Raw genomic sequence first — 17,400 nt, 5'->3', positions numbered from 1 at the left:
CTTCTGGGTATTGTAATTCGCTCAGAAATACTTTGAGATCGTTGCGATAGACTTGCAAAACCAATTCTTCAACCAATCCCTGTCTGTCCCACTCTGCCCAATCTGCAAGAAAAAGGTCGTAGGAAACTCTTTGAGGATTAGGAGCAATTGAAATTATGCAATTTGGTTTCTGTTGCTTGACTGCTTGAAATACCTGTTTCAAAAAAGCCGTAATTTTATCAGCACGCCAGTGCAGCCATTCGGAATCTTGGGGATCGATAGGTGGCTTTTTTCCCTGATGTTCTTGCTGATATAAATTCACGGTAAATGGATCGTAGCCAAATTCTGAAGGTAAACCGAAATGGTCGTCAAATTGAATTCCGTCTATATCGTATTTCGTAACGACTTCTAAAATTAAATTTTGAATAAACTGCTGTACTTCAGGATGAAAAGGATTGAGCCAGACTCGTTTGTGTTTACCTTCTAGCCAAATTTCTTTGTGATTACGCCTATGAGTTAGCCACTGAGGGTGACGTTTCGCTAATTGGGAATCAGCAGGAGCCATAAAACCAAATTCAAACCAGGGAATGACTCCCATGCGTTGTCGATCGCCCTGCGGAGTAATTTGTTGATGTCCTTGCTCGATAATTTCTTGTAAGATATCTCGTCCTTGTAATCCAGGCGTAGGATCGAGCGATCGCCCGATGGTGTTTGCAGCAACTGAGCTAGGATACAAAGTGTAGCCCCAGTTCCAAATCGTCGGATAGATAGTATTAAAATTCAGTTGATGTAAGGTTTGGATTGCTTGACTGAGGCGATCGCGTTTAAATAATACGTCACTATCAATATTCGTCAGCCATACTCCCCTAATTTCGGCAGAGTTTGAATTGGGTTTGGGAGGAGTTGGCGAGGCTATGAGAGTTACAGAAGAGAAGCATAGGATCGCCGCTAGGCTGAACAGGGCGATCGCTAGAGGAGCAAAAAATTTCCGGCGCATCTTGATTAAGTGAACCTACTGACGGCAAATTCTACAGTATGGGGAAAGCTATCTGTCAGAACTCTTAAAGGAATTTTGCTGATTCTATCGGTTTATGCAAGTTATAGTTCTGCTAGCCTTACTCCTGGGGATACTTGTAGCAACATTCGTATTTGGCATTGTGACGAAAAATTTTCTGCTATCCCTCGTTGCATTTCCATCGATCTATTTCTATATAGCGGCTGTACTAAAAGAATGGCGATATATTCCTTTACGAGAACGCAGCTTTTATCTATGTAAATTAAAACGCTATCAAGAAGCGATCGCGGCTTGCGATCGATTTCTCGGACGTTTGCCGGGATACGGTTTTACTTGGTTTAACCGAGGTTTATTATTATTTGAGTTAAAACGCTATCGAGAGGCGATCGCGAGTTACGATAAAGCTTTAGATTGTGCTAGAGATTACTACAAAGGATTTCCCTATCGAGTCTGGTATCATCGAGGTTTGGCATTACATCGCTTAGGGCGTTATAAACAAGCGATCGCCAATTACGACGAATCGCTCAAATATACAAAAACATATCATCGCAATTTACGCTATCAGGTTTGGTATCATCGAGGTCTGGCGTTGCAAGAATTGGGATTGTACAGAGAAGCAATTTTTAGCTACGACCGAGCAATGCAGTATATGCACCGATACAATCGGGGTTGGCAACAAAAAGGAGCAAATGAGGTAGAGATTGCCGAGCCGCAAGACTTCTGGTATTCTCTGGATAATTTATGGTGTGACTGCTTGGATCGGTTACAGTCCGTTCGCTTGCGCTACGAAAAAGCGATCGCCAGCCATAATCCAAGCTCTAAGTACAAACCAGACTTCGGCGATGCTTTTTACAATCGTGCTTGCTGTTTTGCAGCCGCAGGTGATACCGATTTGGCTTTGGCGAACTTGCAACAAGCGATCTATCTCAATCCAAGCGAGTACAGAGAAAAAGCCAAGACTGATGCGGGTTGGGATGAATTGCGGCGCGATCGACAGTTTAAAAGATTGGTTGTTGGTCGATCTCAACCTTGCACTTGTTGCAATCACCGTCTGTGAATTAATTCACGCATCTCATAGCCCAAGTCGGATTTATCCGACTACAATTGATTTTTAGTCTACTTCTTCAGTAGACTTTTGCTATTAGCCTCGAACTTAAGTTCGAGGCGGGTCTGGATGCTAATTGAGAATACTGCAAGATCTCAGTTGATAGTTATTATTTGGTAACTTAGTATATGGGCGCACAACCATGCGCCTTTACAGTTATCTCCTTGCCAATCTATGCAAGTTATAGGTGTCCATCACGTTGCAATTATTTGTTCTGACTACGAGCGATCGAAGAAATTCTATACAGAAATTTTAGGATTTTCTATTATTGAAGAAACATTTAGGGCGGCGAGAAATTCTTATAAATTAGATTTAAGAGTTAGCGATCGAGTTCAAATTGAATTGTTTTCTTTTCCCGCGCCGCCGTCAAGACCGAGTCAACCTGAAGCTTGTGGATTGAGGCATTTGGCTTTTGCTGTACACGATCTCGATCGCGCTGTCACCGAGCTAAATTCTCAAGGAGTGCAAGTAGAAGATATTAGAATAGACGAAATTACAGGTAAACGTTTTACTTTTTTTCAAGACCCAGATAATTTACCACTGGAACTTTATGAAAATTAATATGCTTGTTCCTCTTAAACAAGGTCTAACAAATATGGGACAAATAAAATTCGCGGCTGCACAAACGAAACAAACGAAGTTCGCCTGCGCGGACTATAGAACAATTGATTTTTTGAAATTTTGTCTAGCAACTCGTCTAGCAACAAGGAGTTTTTTAACTCTGGCTTTAACTTGTAGTTTATTTTTGTGTTTTAGCGTTAATTTTATTTCTAGTGCTGTAGCTGCACCGAGTCAGCTTGCTGAAAATATAGGCACGAGCGCTCAAAGCGATCGCGTGCCTCCTAAAGTCGTTAAAGCTGTCATTGCCGATTTGTCTCAGCAGCAAAATATTTCTCCAGATAAACTAAAAGTGACTAAATACAGTCGTGAAAGTTGGTCTGATGGTTGCTTGGGACTACCTCAACCGGAGGAAATTTGCTCGCAGGCGATCGTTGAAGGTTGGCGGGTTGTGGTGTCGGACGGTAGCCAAAAATGGATTTATCGTACTGATAATAGTGGGAGAAACGTGCGATTAGAATCACCAAAGATTTCTAAAGTCAAAATTTAAAAGTCAAAAGTCAAAACTTTAGTCAAAATTTTGAAGTTGTGTGAAATAGCAATTGGTGCTGCAAGATTTAGTTAAGTCCACATTGAAATAATTTATTTCTTGAACGAGTAGAATCTTTACATTAAATCTCCAATGGGAGCGCTGTTGTAACTACCAAAAACTGCTTCCAAATTCCGGTAGTATTTAAATTCCATTAGGTTATAAAATGGATCTTCTAGGAAGAACGTATAGTGTTCTAGGGGAGAATCAACAAAGCGCTGTTTGGGTGTTTCTCTAAATTTGAGTTGCTGGTGTTGCGATCGCTCTAATAAATTTTCCCATTCCAATTTAGAGGAAAAAATTAAACCAAAGTGTCTGGGATAGACACCACGCTGTGGAGCCAGAGGTTCTTTAGTCATATGAGCTACTAGCTGATGCCCGTAAAGATTTAAAATCAAAGCATGGTGAGTTTCACGACCGGGAATGCAGCCCAAACCATCGATATAGAAGGCTTTTGTCTGGGGAATGTCGGTAATGGGAAAGGCAAGGTGAAAAATAGTTTGATTCATATAAAGCAGGGAGCAGAGAGCAGGGAGCAGGGAGTAGAGGTAGATTTATTCAGATGACTACTAATTTATCCTTGATGTTTTCAAATCCATCGTTCCTCAATTCCGTACTAGTTGCTGTCGGAGTGCATACAGTTTTGCTGGGTGTAGCCTGGATTGCTCCCAAAAAATTGCTAACTCCGGCTGGGCTATTGCACGCTTTGTTCTTGGGTATTCTCTTGTACTTGAGTGTAGGTTGGCAGGGTGAATTAGTTGTCGTGTTCTATTTTCTCGTTGGTTCTGCCGTGACATACATTGGTATGGCACAAAAGGAAGCGGAAGGAATTGCAGAAAAACGTTCTGGTGCGAGGGGACCAGAAAATGTCTGGAGTTCAGCTCTGACGGGGGCGCTGTGTGCAGTAGGAATCGCGATAACTTCGTTCAGCTTCGCTAACGCAACGACCTTTGTGGCTGAGCCTATGACGATCGTATCTTTACTTTTACTGGGTTTTGTCGCGAGTTTCAGCACCAAACTTTCCGATACCTGTGCTAGCGAAGTTGGAAAAGCTTACGGTCAGAGGACATTTTTAATTACGACTCTACAACCCGTGGCAAGAGGAACGGAAGGGGCTGTCAGCTTAGAGGGGACGTTGGCTGGTGTAACGGGTTCGGTAGCGATCGCGGTGCTGGCTTGGGGACTCGGTTTAATCGATTTACTAGGCATACTCTGGTGTGTCCTCGCTGCCTTTATTGCCACTAATATTGAAAGCTTAATTGGCGCAACGGTAGAAGGAAAAATCCGTTGGCTGACTCATGATGTTGTCAATTTTTTGAATACGTTAATTGGGGCGATCGCAGCTATATTGCTCGCTTTAGTTTGGCAATTGTTAGTTAATGGTTAATGATTGACTGTCGGCTCAATTTCTTCTACCAACAACCATCTACCTGCATGGTTTAACCGCCCGTAAACCGAGATCGGTTGGTTATCTGGATAGATTTGTAGTTTTTCGTCAATGGGCGATCGCAAAGTTACTAGCGTCCAATCTTGTCCCTGCAATTCTCCAGGTGTCGATATCGTCAACGTATAATCTTGCATGTCCCGACGATGGAAAATACCTAAACAGAAAATCGGGATTCGGGAATTTTGAATTTGAGATTTCTCTTGTTCTCCTCTGCCCCTCTGCTCCTCTGCTCCTCTGCTCGCCAAACGGAGAGGGCAATTTCCACTAGCCGGATACTCCTCTGGGCGATCGAGGTAGTAGCGTTGCCATTCTAACCAGTCAGGAGATGCGGGTGATGAATTGAATAAAGGCACGATCGCCGCCGGACAGCGCGGCTCTTGTAATAGAGCTTCTTGTAAGTCTCTTACGGGTAATTCTCGCGGCTGACAACCCCTAGAAATACACATTGCTGCTGCCATTCCAGCAGCCTGTCCGAGATTCATCACCACTGGCTGCAAGCGCGTCGCACCGTTGGCAATGTGAGAAACAGAAATATTCTTTTCACACGCTAAGAAGCCGTCGATCGCTGCCGGAATTAGACAATGATAGGGTATGGTAAAAGGCGTTCCCGTCCAGCGCCCTCCCCAGCGAGTCGATTTCGGTCGTAGGGAAAAATCGAAACCTGGGTAGTGGTGGTCGTTGGCATAGTTACCAATTGCGATCGCGTTGACTTTATCTATACTATCGACTGGTAAAGCAGCGACTCGACCTTCAGCTAAGGGCAAAATATCCTGTTCTCCCACCGTAGCCATGCCAACAACGCGCCGACTCTCGCGGTAGTAAGGGTGAAGAGCGTATGCACCACTGTGGTGTAGGGGCGCACGGCTGTACGCCCCTACACGATTGGCATAGGAAGGAAAAACACCTTCAGCCAAACCATATCGCCTTCCAAGTTGGGTTTGAATATAGTGTAAGAAGCCCTGCGTATGCCACAAACTGTCTTGCAGAAACTCAGATCTAGCCGTGGTGGAGGTAACTAGCCGGTCTAAACCCTCGCCGTAGTCGTTGCCGCAGATGGGCCAATTGAGCATGAATAAATTGCCTGGTAAACGCCCGTAGTTAAGAAATTGTTCGGCTCCGTAACTTTCCCAGGCTCCAGCAAATATTTCTGGATTGTATGACGGTGGTGGAGGAATAACTGGAGCGATCGCGTCCCCAAAATCTTGCATGAGTCCTACCCAAGTGGGCGCTTGGACTGGGTATTTTGTCGTTAGCTCGTTTGGAGCAATTGGGGCGCTGGGTTCTCCCCATTGCGATCGCCATTCCCAACCCCAACGGTACGGAATCTCGGCTAAAGCCAATAAATCCCCTAACTCCGTAGCATCAATGGTAATTTCGGCAGTAACCGTAAACTCCGCAAATTCTACCCCAGCAATGCGATCGCCTTGGCGTAAAACGGCTTGCGGTACTTGTCCCACCAGCCAATTCAAGTTAGGCAATTCTTGTACCCATCGAGCAAAAATCTGCGCTCCTATACGCGGGTCGAAGCTAAAAAAGCTCACCCAGCTATGGTCTAATCCTTCCGGCTGGCATTGCTGCAATTCCCGCAAAAATGCTCCCCACAAGCCTGTTTGCCATGCTACCAATTCGTTACCATCAGGAACCGATACCCCAGCTGATGTCAGCATACCTCCTAACCAAGGAAATTCACTGACCAGCATTGTTTTTGCACCAGAGCGCGCTGCTTGAATTGCCGCAGCCGTACCACCAGTACCACCGCCAACGACTAGGACATCGGTATGAAATTGAGAATTCATTCAGTCATTAGGGAGTAGGGAGCAGGGAGTAGGGAGTAGGGAAGAACTTATAATTTGCCAATGACCAATGACCAATGACAACTCGCTATTCCCAAATTTTGATTGTCCGATCTTTGCTGCTGCTGACTAAAGTTTGACCTCTGGGGCTAGGCACGATCGCTAATATCCAGTCGGTGTGAGCTAGTAGATCGTGTAGGAGTTGCCCCGATTGCGGCTGCCAAATTTTGATCGTGCGATCGAGGCTTGCACTCATTAGGGTATTACCATCATTACCGTAAGCAATCGCAACAGTTCTATGCTCGTGCTCTGCCAGCGTTTGTAGTTGCTCTCCAGTTCGCCAGTTCCAAATCTTCACGGTTTTATCCCAACTCGTGCTAGCCAGATGTTGTCCGTCGGGGCTAAAGGTAATTGCCCTGACTGCATCAGTATGCCCGGTCAGCGTGCGTAGTAGTCTTCCTGTAGCTAAATCCCATAACTTAATCGTGCGATCGATGCTGCCAGTAGCAAAAGTTTGCCCGTTAGGACTTACAGCCAAGGAAAACACCCGGCGATCGTGTGCTGGGAGCGTGCGATGCAGTTGTCCGTTCTGGGCGTTCCACAGCTTGACGGTTCCATCTTCTCCCGCACTAAAAAGCGTCTGTCCGTCTTGACTGATGGCAACAGTCCATACAGGTCCCCCATGTCCGAGCAGCCTTCCCAAGGGTCTGCCTGTTGTGATATTCCACAGCCGTACCGTTTTTTCGCCGCCACCGCTCACCAAAATTTGTCCATCTTGACTCAGAGCGATCGCCCGTACTGTATCTGTATGTCCGGTAAGCGTGCGCTGTAATTCTCTAGTTTGTAGATCCCATACCTTAATCGTTTTATCTGCACTACCACTGACCAACGTACGTCCATCTTGGCTGACAGCGATCGCCCATACTGAATCTGTGTGTCCGGTTAAAGTTTGAGTCAACGTATAGCGATCGGAAAGCCGATTCGAGGCGCTCGTGGCAAATTGTGCTTTAGGCGGCGCGATCGGTGGCACAGCCCTCGATCCTGGTCGGAGAGCGTAATATAATCCTAGAATTAATCCCAGCGCCGAAGTAATGCCAATTGCCATTCCCAACCATAGCGCTATCTGTTGTTGCCCTCCAGTTGATGTTCTTCTTGACTTCGTTCCCGATCCATTCACCGCCGATGCTTGATGACTACTAGAATTTGGAGCAGTTGAGGCGGAATTGGGGGCAGAACTTCTTGGGGTAGGTGTTGGCTGTGACAGTGCTGCTGTTGGTAGGAGTGGTTGGAGATCGGCTAGGACTTCAGTTGCTGATTGGTAGCGCTCGGTGAAATGGTAGCGTACCATTTGATTCAAAATCGATCCCAAAGCTAGAGTGACATTTGTGAGGTGTTGCCAAATGACTTCCCCACTGTCGGCATCTTCTAGGAGCATTGTTGGTTGCATTCCAGTCAACGCTTGGATCGCAATCATCCCCAAGGCATAAATGTCGCTATTCGGGCGAGGACGACCTCGGCTTTGTTCGCTGGGCATATAGCCCGGTGTGCCGATCGCCATTGTTGCTGGAATTCCCATAGCAAAGTTGGCATTGGTTTGTCCTGCGGCAGTGACAACTTGCGTCCATGCCTGCTTGACCGACCCAAAATCGATCAGCACCAACTTGCCGTCGCTGTCACGCTGAATTAAGTTACTGGGTTTAATATCGCGGTGAATTAGCCCGTGGGCATGAATCACTTCTAGAATAGTAAGGACTTCCTGTAAAAAATCGATGACTTGGGTTTCACTCCAGCGTACTCCTGGAGCCAAAACTCGATTCAGTGGCTGTCCGTGAATGTATTCTAATACCAGATAAAATTGTTGATCTAACTCGAAATAGTTTAACAATTGCGGTACTTGGGAATAAGTACTCAATTTTTCTAGTGCTGCGACTTCACGAGTAAATACACGCCGTAGAGAAGACAGTGAGCTAGTGCGACCGGATGGTCCAGGCAAGAGATGTTTGACAATACATGCTTGCGGTGAGGGGGTAACGAGATCTTGTGCCAGATAGGTCTGACAGTAATCGCTACTACTAAGGATTTGGACGATCTGGTATTGCCCTTTGATAATTTCACCTAGCATTGTGGCAGTTGCAAAAGCAGTGGCAATGATTGGGCGTTTTTAGTGTTAGTTAATCATAGCGATAGCTGGCGGTTCTGGCGATGAATCTCTCTATCGATCGCCGTAACATAACCAAATCTCATCACGGTTCCAAAATGATTCTAGCTTGCAAAAGAAACCGGGAGTCGGGGGAAGAGAGCTGAGGGAGCAGGCGTTGCTGGGGGAGCAAAACAATTCACGCATTCAACATTCTCTACACCCCACACTTCCCACACTCCCCACACCCTACACCCTTTCTTCACTACTCCCTGCTCCCTGCTCGTGCGCTCCCTGCTCCCTATTAACTGCTACATTCTAAAGTACTGGATTAATGACTACAAGCTATGAAAGCCCAGGTATTTCGCGGTGTGGATCGATTGAGTTATGAGGAATTACCCGTACCAGCTATTGAAGCGGATGAAGTCTTGGTGCAAGTGCGGGTTGTTGGCTTATGTCAGTCAGATATCAAAAAAATTCGCTATCCCCTCTACGAACCACCGCGCATTTTTGGGCATGAAACGGCTGGAGTTGTCGCCGCAATCGGAAGCCGAGTTAGCGATTGGCAAGTAGGACAGCGAGTGGTGGTGATGCACCACATTCCCTGTATGCGTTGTCGCTATTGCCTGAATGACAATTTCTCCATGTGTGAGATTTATAAAAATATCTCTACAACGGCTGGTTTTGTGCCTAGTGGAGGTGGATTTGCTGAATATGTGAGAGTACCCGGTCACATTGTCCGCAATGGTGGCTTGATTCCGATTCCCGATCGCGTTAGCTTTGAGCAAGCGAGTTTTGTCGAGCCAACGAATTGCTGTCTCAAAGCAGTCAAAAAGGCACAAATTGCTCCAGGACAAACGGTATTAGTGACTGGTGCAGGTCCCATCGGACTGATGTTCGTGATGTTAGTTAAATACTTCGGTGCAAGGGCGATCGCTACCGATTTATTACCATCGCGGATCGAAAAAGCTTTACAATTAGGAGCTGATGCTGCTTTTGATGCCCGCGATCGCGACTTAAGCACTAAAATTCAAGCTTTAACAGGCGGATTGGGAGCCGATACAACTCTACTTGCCGTTCCTAGTGAAAAGGCGTTTGCTCAAGCCCTCGATTGCACGCGCAAGGGTGGTAAGATTCTGTTTTTTGCCGAATTTCCCGATGAGGTTGAAATTTCCATCAATCCTAATATTATCTATCGTCGCGAAATCGATTTAATTGGCAGTTATAGTTCTTCTTATCGCCTGCAAAGTCTTGCTGTCGATCTTGTTTTCAATCGCTGCATTGACGTTGATGCCTTAATCAGCGATCGCTATCCCCTACAACAACTATCAGCAGCCGTAGAACGAGCTGTCAACCCTACGCCTGATACCTATAAGATTCTGATCTATCCCCAGTAGAAGGACTTGGGGGACGAAGAAGTCATAAGTAAACAAGACTTACGACTTCTATTTTGCGCCTTTTATCTTTATCATCTATCTATTAGCAGATGTTTGGCGCTAAGTTTGATTCAGCTAAATTTTTAACATGGACTCATCTTTTCCGACCCGGGGACAATTAGAACGCACTCTATCGCAACGCATTCAAGCGCTGTATCGCGCTCAGTTAGAGCATCGACCAAGCCAAGTTTTTTGTCAAATGTTTGATGAAAAAATTGCGATTATTCTGGAAGATGCAGTAACTCAGCCGGAACAACTGCTAGTAGAAAGCGGTAAAGAAGAATTAGGCGAAAAAGTTAGAGAAGAATTAGATCAAGCACTTCAACCCCAACTAAAAGACCTAATTGAGGAAGTTGTAGGTGTAGAAGTATTAGATATTCTCAGTAATACTAAAATAGAGACGGGTCGGACTGCAACAGTTGCTATCTTAGCTAGCCCGCCGTCTGTACGCAATTCTTAGTTTAGTTGTTGATAGATCGATGGTAGAGCGTTCTTGGCTGCGATCGTCAACCATTAACTATCAACTCTTTCCAATTTCACCAAAAGCATACTTCCGAATTACTGTTTCTAATTGGACAATATCATAAGGTTTGATCGCGCATTCTACGCAGCCTGCGGTAATGAAACTTTCTTTATCTTCAGTTCTTGCCATTGCCGTTACCGCAATAATCGGAATTGCCTGAGTTTGCGGGTCTTGTTTGAGAGTTCGCGTCACATCTATACCGCTAATATCCGGCAGCATCATGTCTAACAAAATCAAGCTGGGACGATAGCTTTTTGCCTTGTGAATTGCACTCTTTCCATCAACCGCAGTGATATAGTCGCAATCGGCGATCGCTAAAATTTGGGTGAGTAACTGCAGGTTATCATCGTTATCATCCACAGCTAAAACAAGCGGCTGAAAAGAATCTGCCTCTAGAGAGAAACTAAAGCGAGTTTGCATGTCCATAATACTTTTGGGGCTAGTCGTAGAAGTAAGAAAATTTTTGTTGCACGACATGACAACAAAGATGGTTGCTTCTACGACGAGGCATTCCCCCAAGCGGCGATCGCAATCGGCGCTGGTGATGAATTGGCTCGTACTAGCGGCTGTAGGTTGCTCGTCTTCGTACTCAGTACGAATGTAAGTAGCAAGCTAGCAACAGCAAGCAACAACATTGAATTTTACTGCAATTTGTAATTTTTGCTACGCATACCAAAAATTGCGAGAATTGACAATCTTAGGCTCGATTAAAGCTATAAATTGTCACAAATGAAAATATATCATTAATTTTCTCGATTTTGGCAAGAAATAGCAAGATTTGGACGGCGATCGCGTATCCTAGCTAACTAAGGTTAAAGTGTAGCCATATACAGCCTTAAATTTCGTATTTTGGCTGTCTTTTAACAGTTGACAGTTGAGTGGCTAGTAGTAAATAGGGTGTGGGGTGTGGGGTGTGGGGTGTAGGGTGTGGGGTGTAGGAAATTCTGAATTTTGAATTTTGAATTGCTCCCTTAGCTCCCTCAGCTCTCTTTCCCCTACTCCCTACTCCCTGCTCCCTGCTCCCTTATACAAAGATATACATCTCAAGGCTGATTAATGCGATCGCTTATACTGATAAATTTTAGGAAAATTTACTTATTCGTTTTTGCTGCTGGCACGATATGGAAGAATCGTTATCTCCCACGTTAGAGCAGCTACAACAAGAGTTAGTACAGCAAGTTATAGAACTTTACCGTACTCATCTCGGATACAAGCTGCCCCAAGTTTCTTGTCATATTGTTGATAGAACAGTCACAATATTGGCAGAAGACTCTATTACTCGATTAGAACAGTTTTTAGAGGAAAATCAACAGACAGATCTTGCTTTACAAGTTAGATCTAACTTGCTCAAATTCTTAGAACCGCACCTGCAATCTTTAATCGAACGGGTGATTGGCGTACCTGTAGTGGACGTAATTTGCAACAGTACATTTGAAACTGGTCGTACTAGCATTGTTGCTCTTTTGGATAGCGCTCCTAACGTCTCAGGTTTAGACCCTGCAAGGCGAGTCAAACAACGGCTAAAGTCGGATTCAAACCCAGATAGTGACAGATAACAGCTTCTAAATCGTCTAGCATATAAGGCTTACTAATATAAGCACTACAGCCTGCTGCGAGTAAACTTTCTCGATCTTCGGCTCGTGCTAATGCTGTTACTGCAATGATGGTGATATTTTGCGTCTGCGGGTTTTGCTTGAGCATCCGGGCAATTTCCGTACCGCAAATGTCCGGTAATAATATGTCCAGCAAGATGAGGTCGGGGCGTTGCTGTTGGGCAATGCTAATAGTGGAGCGCCCATCTTTTGCGGTGATGATATGACAATTTAGAGGGTAAAGAACTTCAGTCAGCAGCTCTAAATTATCTTCATCATCATCTACAGCCAAAATCAGGGGTTGATGCATTTTTGACAAGTAATTATTCTGAGCTAGAAGTTCCAAAACTATCCTCCGGTGTGGAAAGTTGCCAAGTTACAAATAAAATTTATCTCTAGAGGATAAAAGGCACTCCCCAAGCGGCGATCCGGCGCTTGCAATGGACTGGCTCTCAACTACATTTTTGCTAGATGTTATTTTGAATTTAAGACTTAACTCTTTTAAGCAAAAAGGTTTTAAGCAAAAAGGACAGAATTAAATCACATGAAGTTATGATGGCTGATGCAATTCTAGCTCAATTCAACCTGAAAGATAAATTTCTCATGAACTTAGTTGAATAATTTTGTAGCAATTGTTACGTCTGTGAACATTAGCGAACATTTGTAGAGTACAGTAGCTAAGCTAAATTAGTACAAACCTCCACAAAATATGACTCAAATTTAAGCTTTTTTTTAGAATAGACAATTATTCAAGATATGGCAAGGTTTGCAGCTACTAATAACCTATCCATATTATTTCACTATTAGAAAATTGTAGTTATTTATACATTTATTTGAGCGATCGCGGCGGTAGAGAGGTAATTTTCTAGCAAAAATAGGAATGTGGAGGGGACAAGGAAAAAGTCAGAAGTCAGAAGTCGGAAGTCAGAATTCACTGATAACCGAATATTGGAGGTTTGAGTTATGGCGATCGCAACGATTAATCCGGCAACTGGGGAAACAATTGAAACTTTTACAGCGCTAAGCGAGGCAGAAATAGCCACGAAATTAGAGTTGGCACAACAGGCTTTCGAGCAATATCGACGAGTGTCGATGCAGCAAAAATCTCAGTGGATGAATGCCGCAGCCCAGATTTTGGAACGCGACAAAGAAAAATTTGGCAAATTGATGACCCTGGAAATGGGTAAGACTGTAAAAAGCGCGATCGCCGAAGTCGAAAAGTGCGCTTTGGTCTGTCGTTACTATGCCGAACGTGCAGCTGAATTTTTAGCTGACGCATCGGTAGGAACAGATGCCAGCCACAGTTTCGTCCGCTATCAACCATTAGGAATTGTACTAGCGGTGATGCCGTGGAATTTTCCCTTTTGGCAAGTCTTTCGCTTCGCCGCACCAGCTTTGATGGCAGGTAATGTCGGTCTGCTCAAACACGCTTCTAACGTACCGCAATGCGCTCTAGCAATTGAAGCAATCTTTAAAGAGGCAGGATTTCCTACAGGAGTCTTTCAAACTTTACTAGTAGGGTCGCAACAGGTAGCGGCAATCATCACCGACCCACGAGTCAAAGCTGCCACTTTAACAGGTAGCGAACCAGCGGGAGCAAGTTTAGCAGCGGCGGCGGGCAAACAAATTAAGAAAACAGTGCTGGAACTAGGGGGAAGCGATCCATTTATTGTCATGCCAAGTGCTGACATCGAAGCAGCTGCTAGCACGGCTGTCACTGCCAGAATGTTGTGTAACGGTCAATCGTGTATTGCAGCAAAAAGATTTATCGTTACCGAGGCGATCGCCGAGCGATTTGAAAAACTTTTGGTAGCAAAATTTGCGGCGCTCAAAGTCGGCGATCCAATGTTACCTGATACAGATGTCGGTCCCCTAGCTACGCCAAGTATGCTAGAAGATATAAACCGCCAAGTGCAGGAGTGCGTCAAGGTGGGGGCAAAAGTTTTAATTGGAGGTCAACCGCCAACCGAACGAGCGGGAAACTTCTACCTGCCGACTATTGTGAGTCAAATGCCAGTGGATGCAGCGATCGCCCAAGAAGAATTTTTTGGTCCGGTAGCTCTTCTATTTCGAGTCGCAGATCTAGGCGCAGCGATTCAACTCGCCAATGCTACCCCGTTCGGCTTGGGAGCGAGTATTTGGACGCAGGACGCAACAGAAAGAGACAGAGCGATCGCGGAAATTGAAGCAGGATCGGTGTTTGTTAACGGTATGGTCAAATCAGACCCCAGGCTACCTTTTGGTGGCATTAAGCACTCTGGATATGGCAGGGAACTGAGCATTCAGGGTATACATGAGTTCGTGAATGTTAAAACTGTGTGGATAAAGTAAGAGGGGTTAGAAGTGAGGGATTAGGGATAAGAGGCAAGAGGTAAGAAGCATGAGTTAGTTTTGACTTTTAACTTTTAACTTTTGACTTTTTCCGACTCCCGACTCCCGACTCCCGACTCCCGACTCCCGAATCTAGGAGAAAGGTAAATGAATACGGCAGAACTGTTAGTGCAATGTTTGGAAAATGAAGGCGTGGAATACGTGTTTGGTTTGCCAGGGGAAGAGAACCTACACGTTTTGGAGGCGTTGAAGAAATCTTCCATTCAGTTCATTACGACTCGTCACGAACAGGGTGCAGCGTTCATGGCGGATGTCTACGGACGCTTGACAGGAAAAGCTGGCGTATGCCTCTCTACCTTGGGTCCAGGGGCAACTAATTTGATGACAGGGGTAGCGGATGCGAATCTAGATGGTGCGCCCTTAGTGGCGATTACCGGACAGGTGGGGACGGATCGGATGCATATCGAGTCTCACCAATACTTAGATTTGGTGGCAATGTTCGCCCCCGTAACGAAGTGGAGCGCCCAGATCGTTCGTCCTAGCATTACACCAGAGCTGGTTCGCAGGGCATTCAAGCGATCGCAAAGTGAAAAACCTGGTGCGGTGCATATTGACGTACCAGAGAACATCGCGGCGATGCCAGCGGCAGGTATGCCTTTGAGCAAAACAGGTTTAGAGAAAACTTATGCTTCATTTCACAGTATTGCTGAAGCAGCTGAGGCAATTACTAAAGCTCACAATCCCTTGATTTTAGTTGGTAATGGAGCAATTCGGGCAAATGCCAGCGAAGCGGTGACGGAATTTGCTACGCGCTTGAATATCCCTGTTATCAACACTTTTATGGGTAAAGGTGTAATTCCTTACACTCATCCTTTAGCTTTGTGGGCAGTAGGATTGCAACTGCGAGATTTTATTAATTGCGCTTTTGACAATACAGATTTAGTTATTTCTATTGGCTATGACTTGATCGAATATTCGCCTAAACGCTGGAATCCAGCAGGTGAAATTCCCATCGTTCATGTCGGAGCGAATCCAGCCGAAATTGATAGTAGCTACATTCCTTTAGCAGAAGTCATAGGAGATATTTCTGATTCCTTAAATGAAATTTTGCAACGTGCCGATCGCAGTGGCAAGCCGAATCCTTACGCTTTGGAACTACAAGCAGATATTCGCGCTGATTACGAACACTATGCTAACGATCCCGGCTATCCGATCAAGCCGCAAAAATTAATTTACGACCTGCGGCAGGTGTTAGGACCAGAAGATATTTTAATTTCTGATGTCGGGGCGCATAAGATGTGGATTGCCCGCAATTATCATTGCGATCGCCCCAATACTTGTTTAATCTCTAATGGTTTCGCGGCAATGGGAATTGCAATTCCAGGAGCGATCGCGGCTAAGCTAGTCTATCCCGAGCGCAAAGTAATTGCCGCTACTGGTGACGGTGGTTTCATGATGAATTGTCAGGAGTTGGAAACAGCCTTGCGCGTCGGACACCCATTTGTCACCCTAATTTTTAATGATGGCGGCTATGGCTTAATTGAATGGAAGCAGCACAATCAATTTGGCGAATCAACCTACGTCCGATTCGGCAATCCCGATTTTGTCAAATTAGCTGAAAGTATGGGACTAAAAGGCTACCGGGTAGAATCGGCAACTGACTTGATTCCCATGCTCAAGGCTGCTTTAGCTGATGATGTGCCAGCCGTAATCGATTGCCCTGTAGACTACCGTGAAAACCTGCGCTTGACACAAAAATCTGGGGATCTTAGCTGCAAGTTGTGGGAGTAATTTTAAGTCGTAAGTCGGAATTAACTGCTCCCTACTCCCTACTCCCTGCTCCCTGCTCCCTAAATTAGCTGTTTTTGGGGGATGGGCATTTGTCCGTCCCTTTCATTTTGAAATATCGAGATTGACTATATGTATCTTTTATCACAAATGATTGAACGTATTTTCAATCAAAATATGAACCGAGCTAAAAGTTAGATGTTCAGCATCAGTAACTCGATGAATTTATCTGCCTAAATTTATGCAGTCAATCGTCGCTGTTTCTGAATGAGTTTGCCAAAATCAGTGTGATTGTGAGGAGCAAGTGAACAAGCAAAAAATATTTGCGATCGCCAATTCCCAGCAAGCGATCGGCAGTTGGAGTCTCTCGGCGCGGCTGGCGATCGCAATGGCTTTAGGGTTAATACTATTGTTGAGTACAATTGCAATCTCAGTTCCCGTCATCGCCGCCGGACGGACGCAAAAAATTCTTTCAACTCCCGCAAACGTGATTTGGGGAGAATTATTTAAACCAGATAGCAAGCCCATCGCCCGCGTCAAATCGGGCGATCGCGTGGTTATGGAGACAATATCTCATGAAGGTATCCTCCCAGATCAAGGAGACACCGTTCAGTTTTTCGCCCAGGGTGGCATTCCCAAAAATCCTAAAAGTACGATTTCTCGACAGCAGATCCTCTCAGACCAGCTACAAACTAAAGCCAAAGTGAAAAAGACTGGTCCCGGTCCTCACGTTATTACTGGACCAGTTTACATAGAGGGCGCAGTACCAGGCGATGTTTTGGAGATTAAGACTCTAGACATCAATTACCGATCGCCCTATGGTGCAATTTCCAATCGTCACGGCAAAGGAGCATTACCTGGGGAGTATCCTGAAAATAACGCTCCTATCTACTCCAAAGTTATCGCTATAGATGCCAAGCGGGAAGTAGGCATTTTTCAACCCGCCAACAACCTACCACCAATTGAGATCCCGTTGAAACCTTTTATCGGATTGATGGGTGTCGTGCCTGCTAATCCGGCTGATGCTGCGAATTCCGTACCACCAGGGAACTATGGTGGTAATTTGGACATCAAACTTCTAGGACGTGGTTCGAGCTTGTATTTACC

The 17,400-nt window shown here is 45.2% G+C and carries 18 protein-coding genes; 12 read left to right on the top strand and 6 right to left on the bottom strand.

Features of this window, described 5'->3' with window-relative positions:
* The coding region (locus tag ACRC32_RS05670; protein WP_438553078.1) for a glycoside hydrolase family 10 protein at positions 1–976 on the bottom strand (976 nt) is incomplete at its 3' end.
* Positions 977–1,070: 94 nt separating this feature from the next.
* Between ACRC32_RS05670 and ACRC32_RS05665 the strand changes: the two genes are divergently transcribed.
* From ACRC32_RS05665 to ACRC32_RS05655, 3 genes are all read left to right on the top strand, one after another.
* Positions 1,071–2,051, top strand: coding sequence for a tetratricopeptide repeat protein (locus ACRC32_RS05665; protein ID WP_438553077.1), 981 nt, complete (start codon positions 1,071–1,073; stop codon positions 2,049–2,051).
* Positions 2,052–2,273: 222 nt separating this feature from the next.
* Complete coding sequence (gene gloA2, locus ACRC32_RS05660; RefSeq protein WP_438553076.1) at positions 2,274–2,660, top strand: SMU1112c/YaeR family gloxylase I-like metalloprotein; 387 nt, start codon at positions 2,274–2,276, stop codon at positions 2,658–2,660.
* Positions 2,661–2,694: 34 nt separating this feature from the next.
* Entirely contained in the window at positions 2,695–3,207 is a 513-nt protein-coding gene (locus ACRC32_RS05655; RefSeq protein WP_438553075.1) for a hypothetical protein, read from the top strand.
* A gap of 116 nt (positions 3,208–3,323) precedes the next feature.
* On the opposite strand, the gene ACRC32_RS05650 is transcribed toward ACRC32_RS05655, so the two are convergent.
* The gene (locus ACRC32_RS05650; RefSeq protein ID WP_438553074.1) at positions 3,324–3,755 is read right to left on the bottom strand and encodes a VOC family protein; all 432 of its coding nucleotides are present in this window, start codon (positions 3,753–3,755) and stop codon (positions 3,324–3,326) included.
* A gap of 74 nt (positions 3,756–3,829) precedes the next feature.
* On the opposite strand from ACRC32_RS05650, the gene ACRC32_RS05645 reads away from it, so the two are divergent.
* Complete coding sequence (locus ACRC32_RS05645) at positions 3,830–4,633, top strand: TIGR00297 family protein (RefSeq protein ID WP_438553079.1); 804 nt, start codon at positions 3,830–3,832, stop codon at positions 4,631–4,633.
* Here ACRC32_RS05645 and ACRC32_RS05640 read toward each other — a convergent pair.
* Both ACRC32_RS05640 and ACRC32_RS05635 read right to left on the bottom strand, forming a co-directional pair.
* Complete coding sequence (locus tag ACRC32_RS05640; protein ID WP_438553073.1) at positions 4,630–6,489, bottom strand: FAD-dependent oxidoreductase; 1,860 nt, start codon at positions 6,487–6,489, stop codon at positions 4,630–4,632. The two genes, ACRC32_RS05645 and ACRC32_RS05640, sit on opposite strands and share 4 nt — an antisense overlap.
* Positions 6,490–6,574: 85 nt before the next feature.
* On the bottom strand, positions 6,575–8,608 hold the full coding sequence (locus tag ACRC32_RS05635) for a protein kinase domain-containing protein (RefSeq protein WP_438553072.1): 2,034 nt from the start codon (positions 8,606–8,608) through the stop codon (positions 6,575–6,577).
* 145 nt (positions 8,609–8,753) lie between these two features.
* Between ACRC32_RS05635 and ACRC32_RS05630 the strand changes: the two genes are divergently transcribed.
* From ACRC32_RS05630 to ACRC32_RS05620, 3 genes are all read left to right on the top strand, one after another.
* Positions 8,754–8,945, top strand: a complete 192-nt coding sequence (locus tag ACRC32_RS05630) for a hypothetical protein (protein WP_438553071.1) — start codon at positions 8,754–8,756, stop codon at positions 8,943–8,945.
* Between the two features lie 25 nt (positions 8,946–8,970).
* Complete coding sequence (locus ACRC32_RS05625) at positions 8,971–10,020, top strand: zinc-dependent dehydrogenase (RefSeq protein WP_438553070.1); 1,050 nt, start codon at positions 8,971–8,973, stop codon at positions 10,018–10,020.
* 127 nt (positions 10,021–10,147) lie between these two features.
* Positions 10,148–10,519, top strand: a complete 372-nt coding sequence (locus ACRC32_RS05620) for a DUF2294 domain-containing protein (protein WP_106547667.1) — start codon at positions 10,148–10,150, stop codon at positions 10,517–10,519.
* A 60-nt stretch (positions 10,520–10,579) separates the two neighbouring features.
* On the opposite strand, the gene ACRC32_RS05615 is transcribed toward ACRC32_RS05620, so the two are convergent.
* Positions 10,580–11,008 carry a response regulator gene (locus ACRC32_RS05615; protein ID WP_438553069.1) on the bottom strand — a complete coding sequence of 143 codons (429 nt, stop codon included), beginning with the start codon at positions 11,006–11,008 and terminating at the stop codon, positions 10,580–10,582.
* Here ACRC32_RS05615 and ACRC32_RS05610 point away from each other — a divergent pair.
* Positions 11,001–11,186 (top strand): hypothetical protein, encoded by a 186-nt coding sequence (locus ACRC32_RS05610; protein ID WP_438553068.1) that lies wholly within the window; start codon positions 11,001–11,003, stop codon positions 11,184–11,186. The genes ACRC32_RS05615 and ACRC32_RS05610 overlap by 8 nt on opposite strands.
* Positions 11,187–11,703: 517 nt before the next feature.
* On the top strand, positions 11,704–12,138 hold the full coding sequence (locus ACRC32_RS05605) for a DUF2294 domain-containing protein (RefSeq protein ID WP_438553067.1): 435 nt from the start codon (positions 11,704–11,706) through the stop codon (positions 12,136–12,138).
* Here the strand turns inward: ACRC32_RS05605 and ACRC32_RS05600 are convergent.
* Positions 12,092–12,520, bottom strand: coding sequence for a response regulator (locus ACRC32_RS05600; protein ID WP_438553066.1), 429 nt, complete (start codon positions 12,518–12,520; stop codon positions 12,092–12,094). The two genes, ACRC32_RS05605 and ACRC32_RS05600, sit on opposite strands and share 47 nt — an antisense overlap.
* Before the next feature lie 617 nt (positions 12,521–13,137).
* Here ACRC32_RS05600 and ACRC32_RS05595 point away from each other — a divergent pair.
* The 3 genes from ACRC32_RS05595 to ACRC32_RS05585 all read left to right on the top strand — a co-directional run.
* Positions 13,138–14,505: an NAD-dependent succinate-semialdehyde dehydrogenase gene (locus tag ACRC32_RS05595; protein ID WP_438553065.1), complete on the top strand. Its 1,368-nt coding sequence runs from the start codon at positions 13,138–13,140 to the stop codon at positions 14,503–14,505.
* 147 nt (positions 14,506–14,652) lie between these two features.
* On the top strand, positions 14,653–16,296 hold the full coding sequence (locus tag ACRC32_RS05590) for an acetolactate synthase large subunit (RefSeq protein ID WP_438553064.1): 1,644 nt from the start codon (positions 14,653–14,655) through the stop codon (positions 16,294–16,296).
* A gap of 301 nt (positions 16,297–16,597) precedes the next feature.
* Positions 16,598–17,400 (top strand): acetamidase/formamidase family protein (locus ACRC32_RS05585; protein WP_438553063.1); only part of this gene is annotated, 803 nt, incomplete at its 3' end.

The organism is Chroococcidiopsis sp. (genome assembly GCF_051657925.1).
Classification (GTDB): Bacteria; Cyanobacteriota; Cyanobacteriia; order Cyanobacteriales; family Chroococcidiopsidaceae; genus Chroococcidiopsis.
The sequence above is the reverse complement of the archived record's forward strand: the minus strand, read 5'-3'. Positions and strand labels throughout refer to the sequence as shown.

Bases quoted from the DNA above. Each gene is read 5' to 3' on its own strand.
- ACRC32_RS05595 (WP_438553065.1), top strand. From the start codon at position 13,138: ATGGCGATCGCAACGATTAATCCGGCAACTGGGGAAACAATTGAAACT.
- ACRC32_RS05665 (WP_438553077.1), top strand. From the start codon at position 1,071: ATGCAAGTTATAGTTCTGCTAGCCTTACTCCTGGGGATACTTGTAGCA.
- ACRC32_RS05625 (WP_438553070.1), top strand. From the start codon at position 8,971: ATGAAAGCCCAGGTATTTCGCGGTGTGGATCGATTGAGTTATGAGGAA.
- ACRC32_RS05655 (WP_438553075.1), top strand. From the start codon at position 2,695: ATGGGACAAATAAAATTCGCGGCTGCACAAACGAAACAAACGAAGTTC.
- ACRC32_RS05635 (WP_438553072.1), bottom strand. From the start codon at position 8,608: ATGCTAGGTGAAATTATCAAAGGGCAATACCAGATCGTCCAAATCCTT.
- ACRC32_RS05620 (WP_106547667.1), top strand. From the start codon at position 10,148: ATGGACTCATCTTTTCCGACCCGGGGACAATTAGAACGCACTCTATCG.
- ACRC32_RS05610 (WP_438553068.1), top strand. From the start codon at position 11,001: ATGTCCATAATACTTTTGGGGCTAGTCGTAGAAGTAAGAAAATTTTTG.
- ACRC32_RS05605 (WP_438553067.1), top strand. From the start codon at position 11,704: ATGGAAGAATCGTTATCTCCCACGTTAGAGCAGCTACAACAAGAGTTA.
- ACRC32_RS05650 (WP_438553074.1), bottom strand. From the start codon at position 3,755: ATGAATCAAACTATTTTTCACCTTGCCTTTCCCATTACCGACATTCCC.
- ACRC32_RS05615 (WP_438553069.1), bottom strand. From the start codon at position 11,008: ATGGACATGCAAACTCGCTTTAGTTTCTCTCTAGAGGCAGATTCTTTT.
- ACRC32_RS05590 (WP_438553064.1), top strand. From the start codon at position 14,653: ATGAATACGGCAGAACTGTTAGTGCAATGTTTGGAAAATGAAGGCGTG.
- ACRC32_RS05645 (WP_438553079.1), top strand. From the start codon at position 3,830: ATGTTTTCAAATCCATCGTTCCTCAATTCCGTACTAGTTGCTGTCGGA.
- gloA2 (WP_438553076.1), top strand. From the start codon at position 2,274: ATGCAAGTTATAGGTGTCCATCACGTTGCAATTATTTGTTCTGACTAC.
- ACRC32_RS05640 (WP_438553073.1), bottom strand. From the start codon at position 6,489: ATGAATTCTCAATTTCATACCGATGTCCTAGTCGTTGGCGGTGGTACT.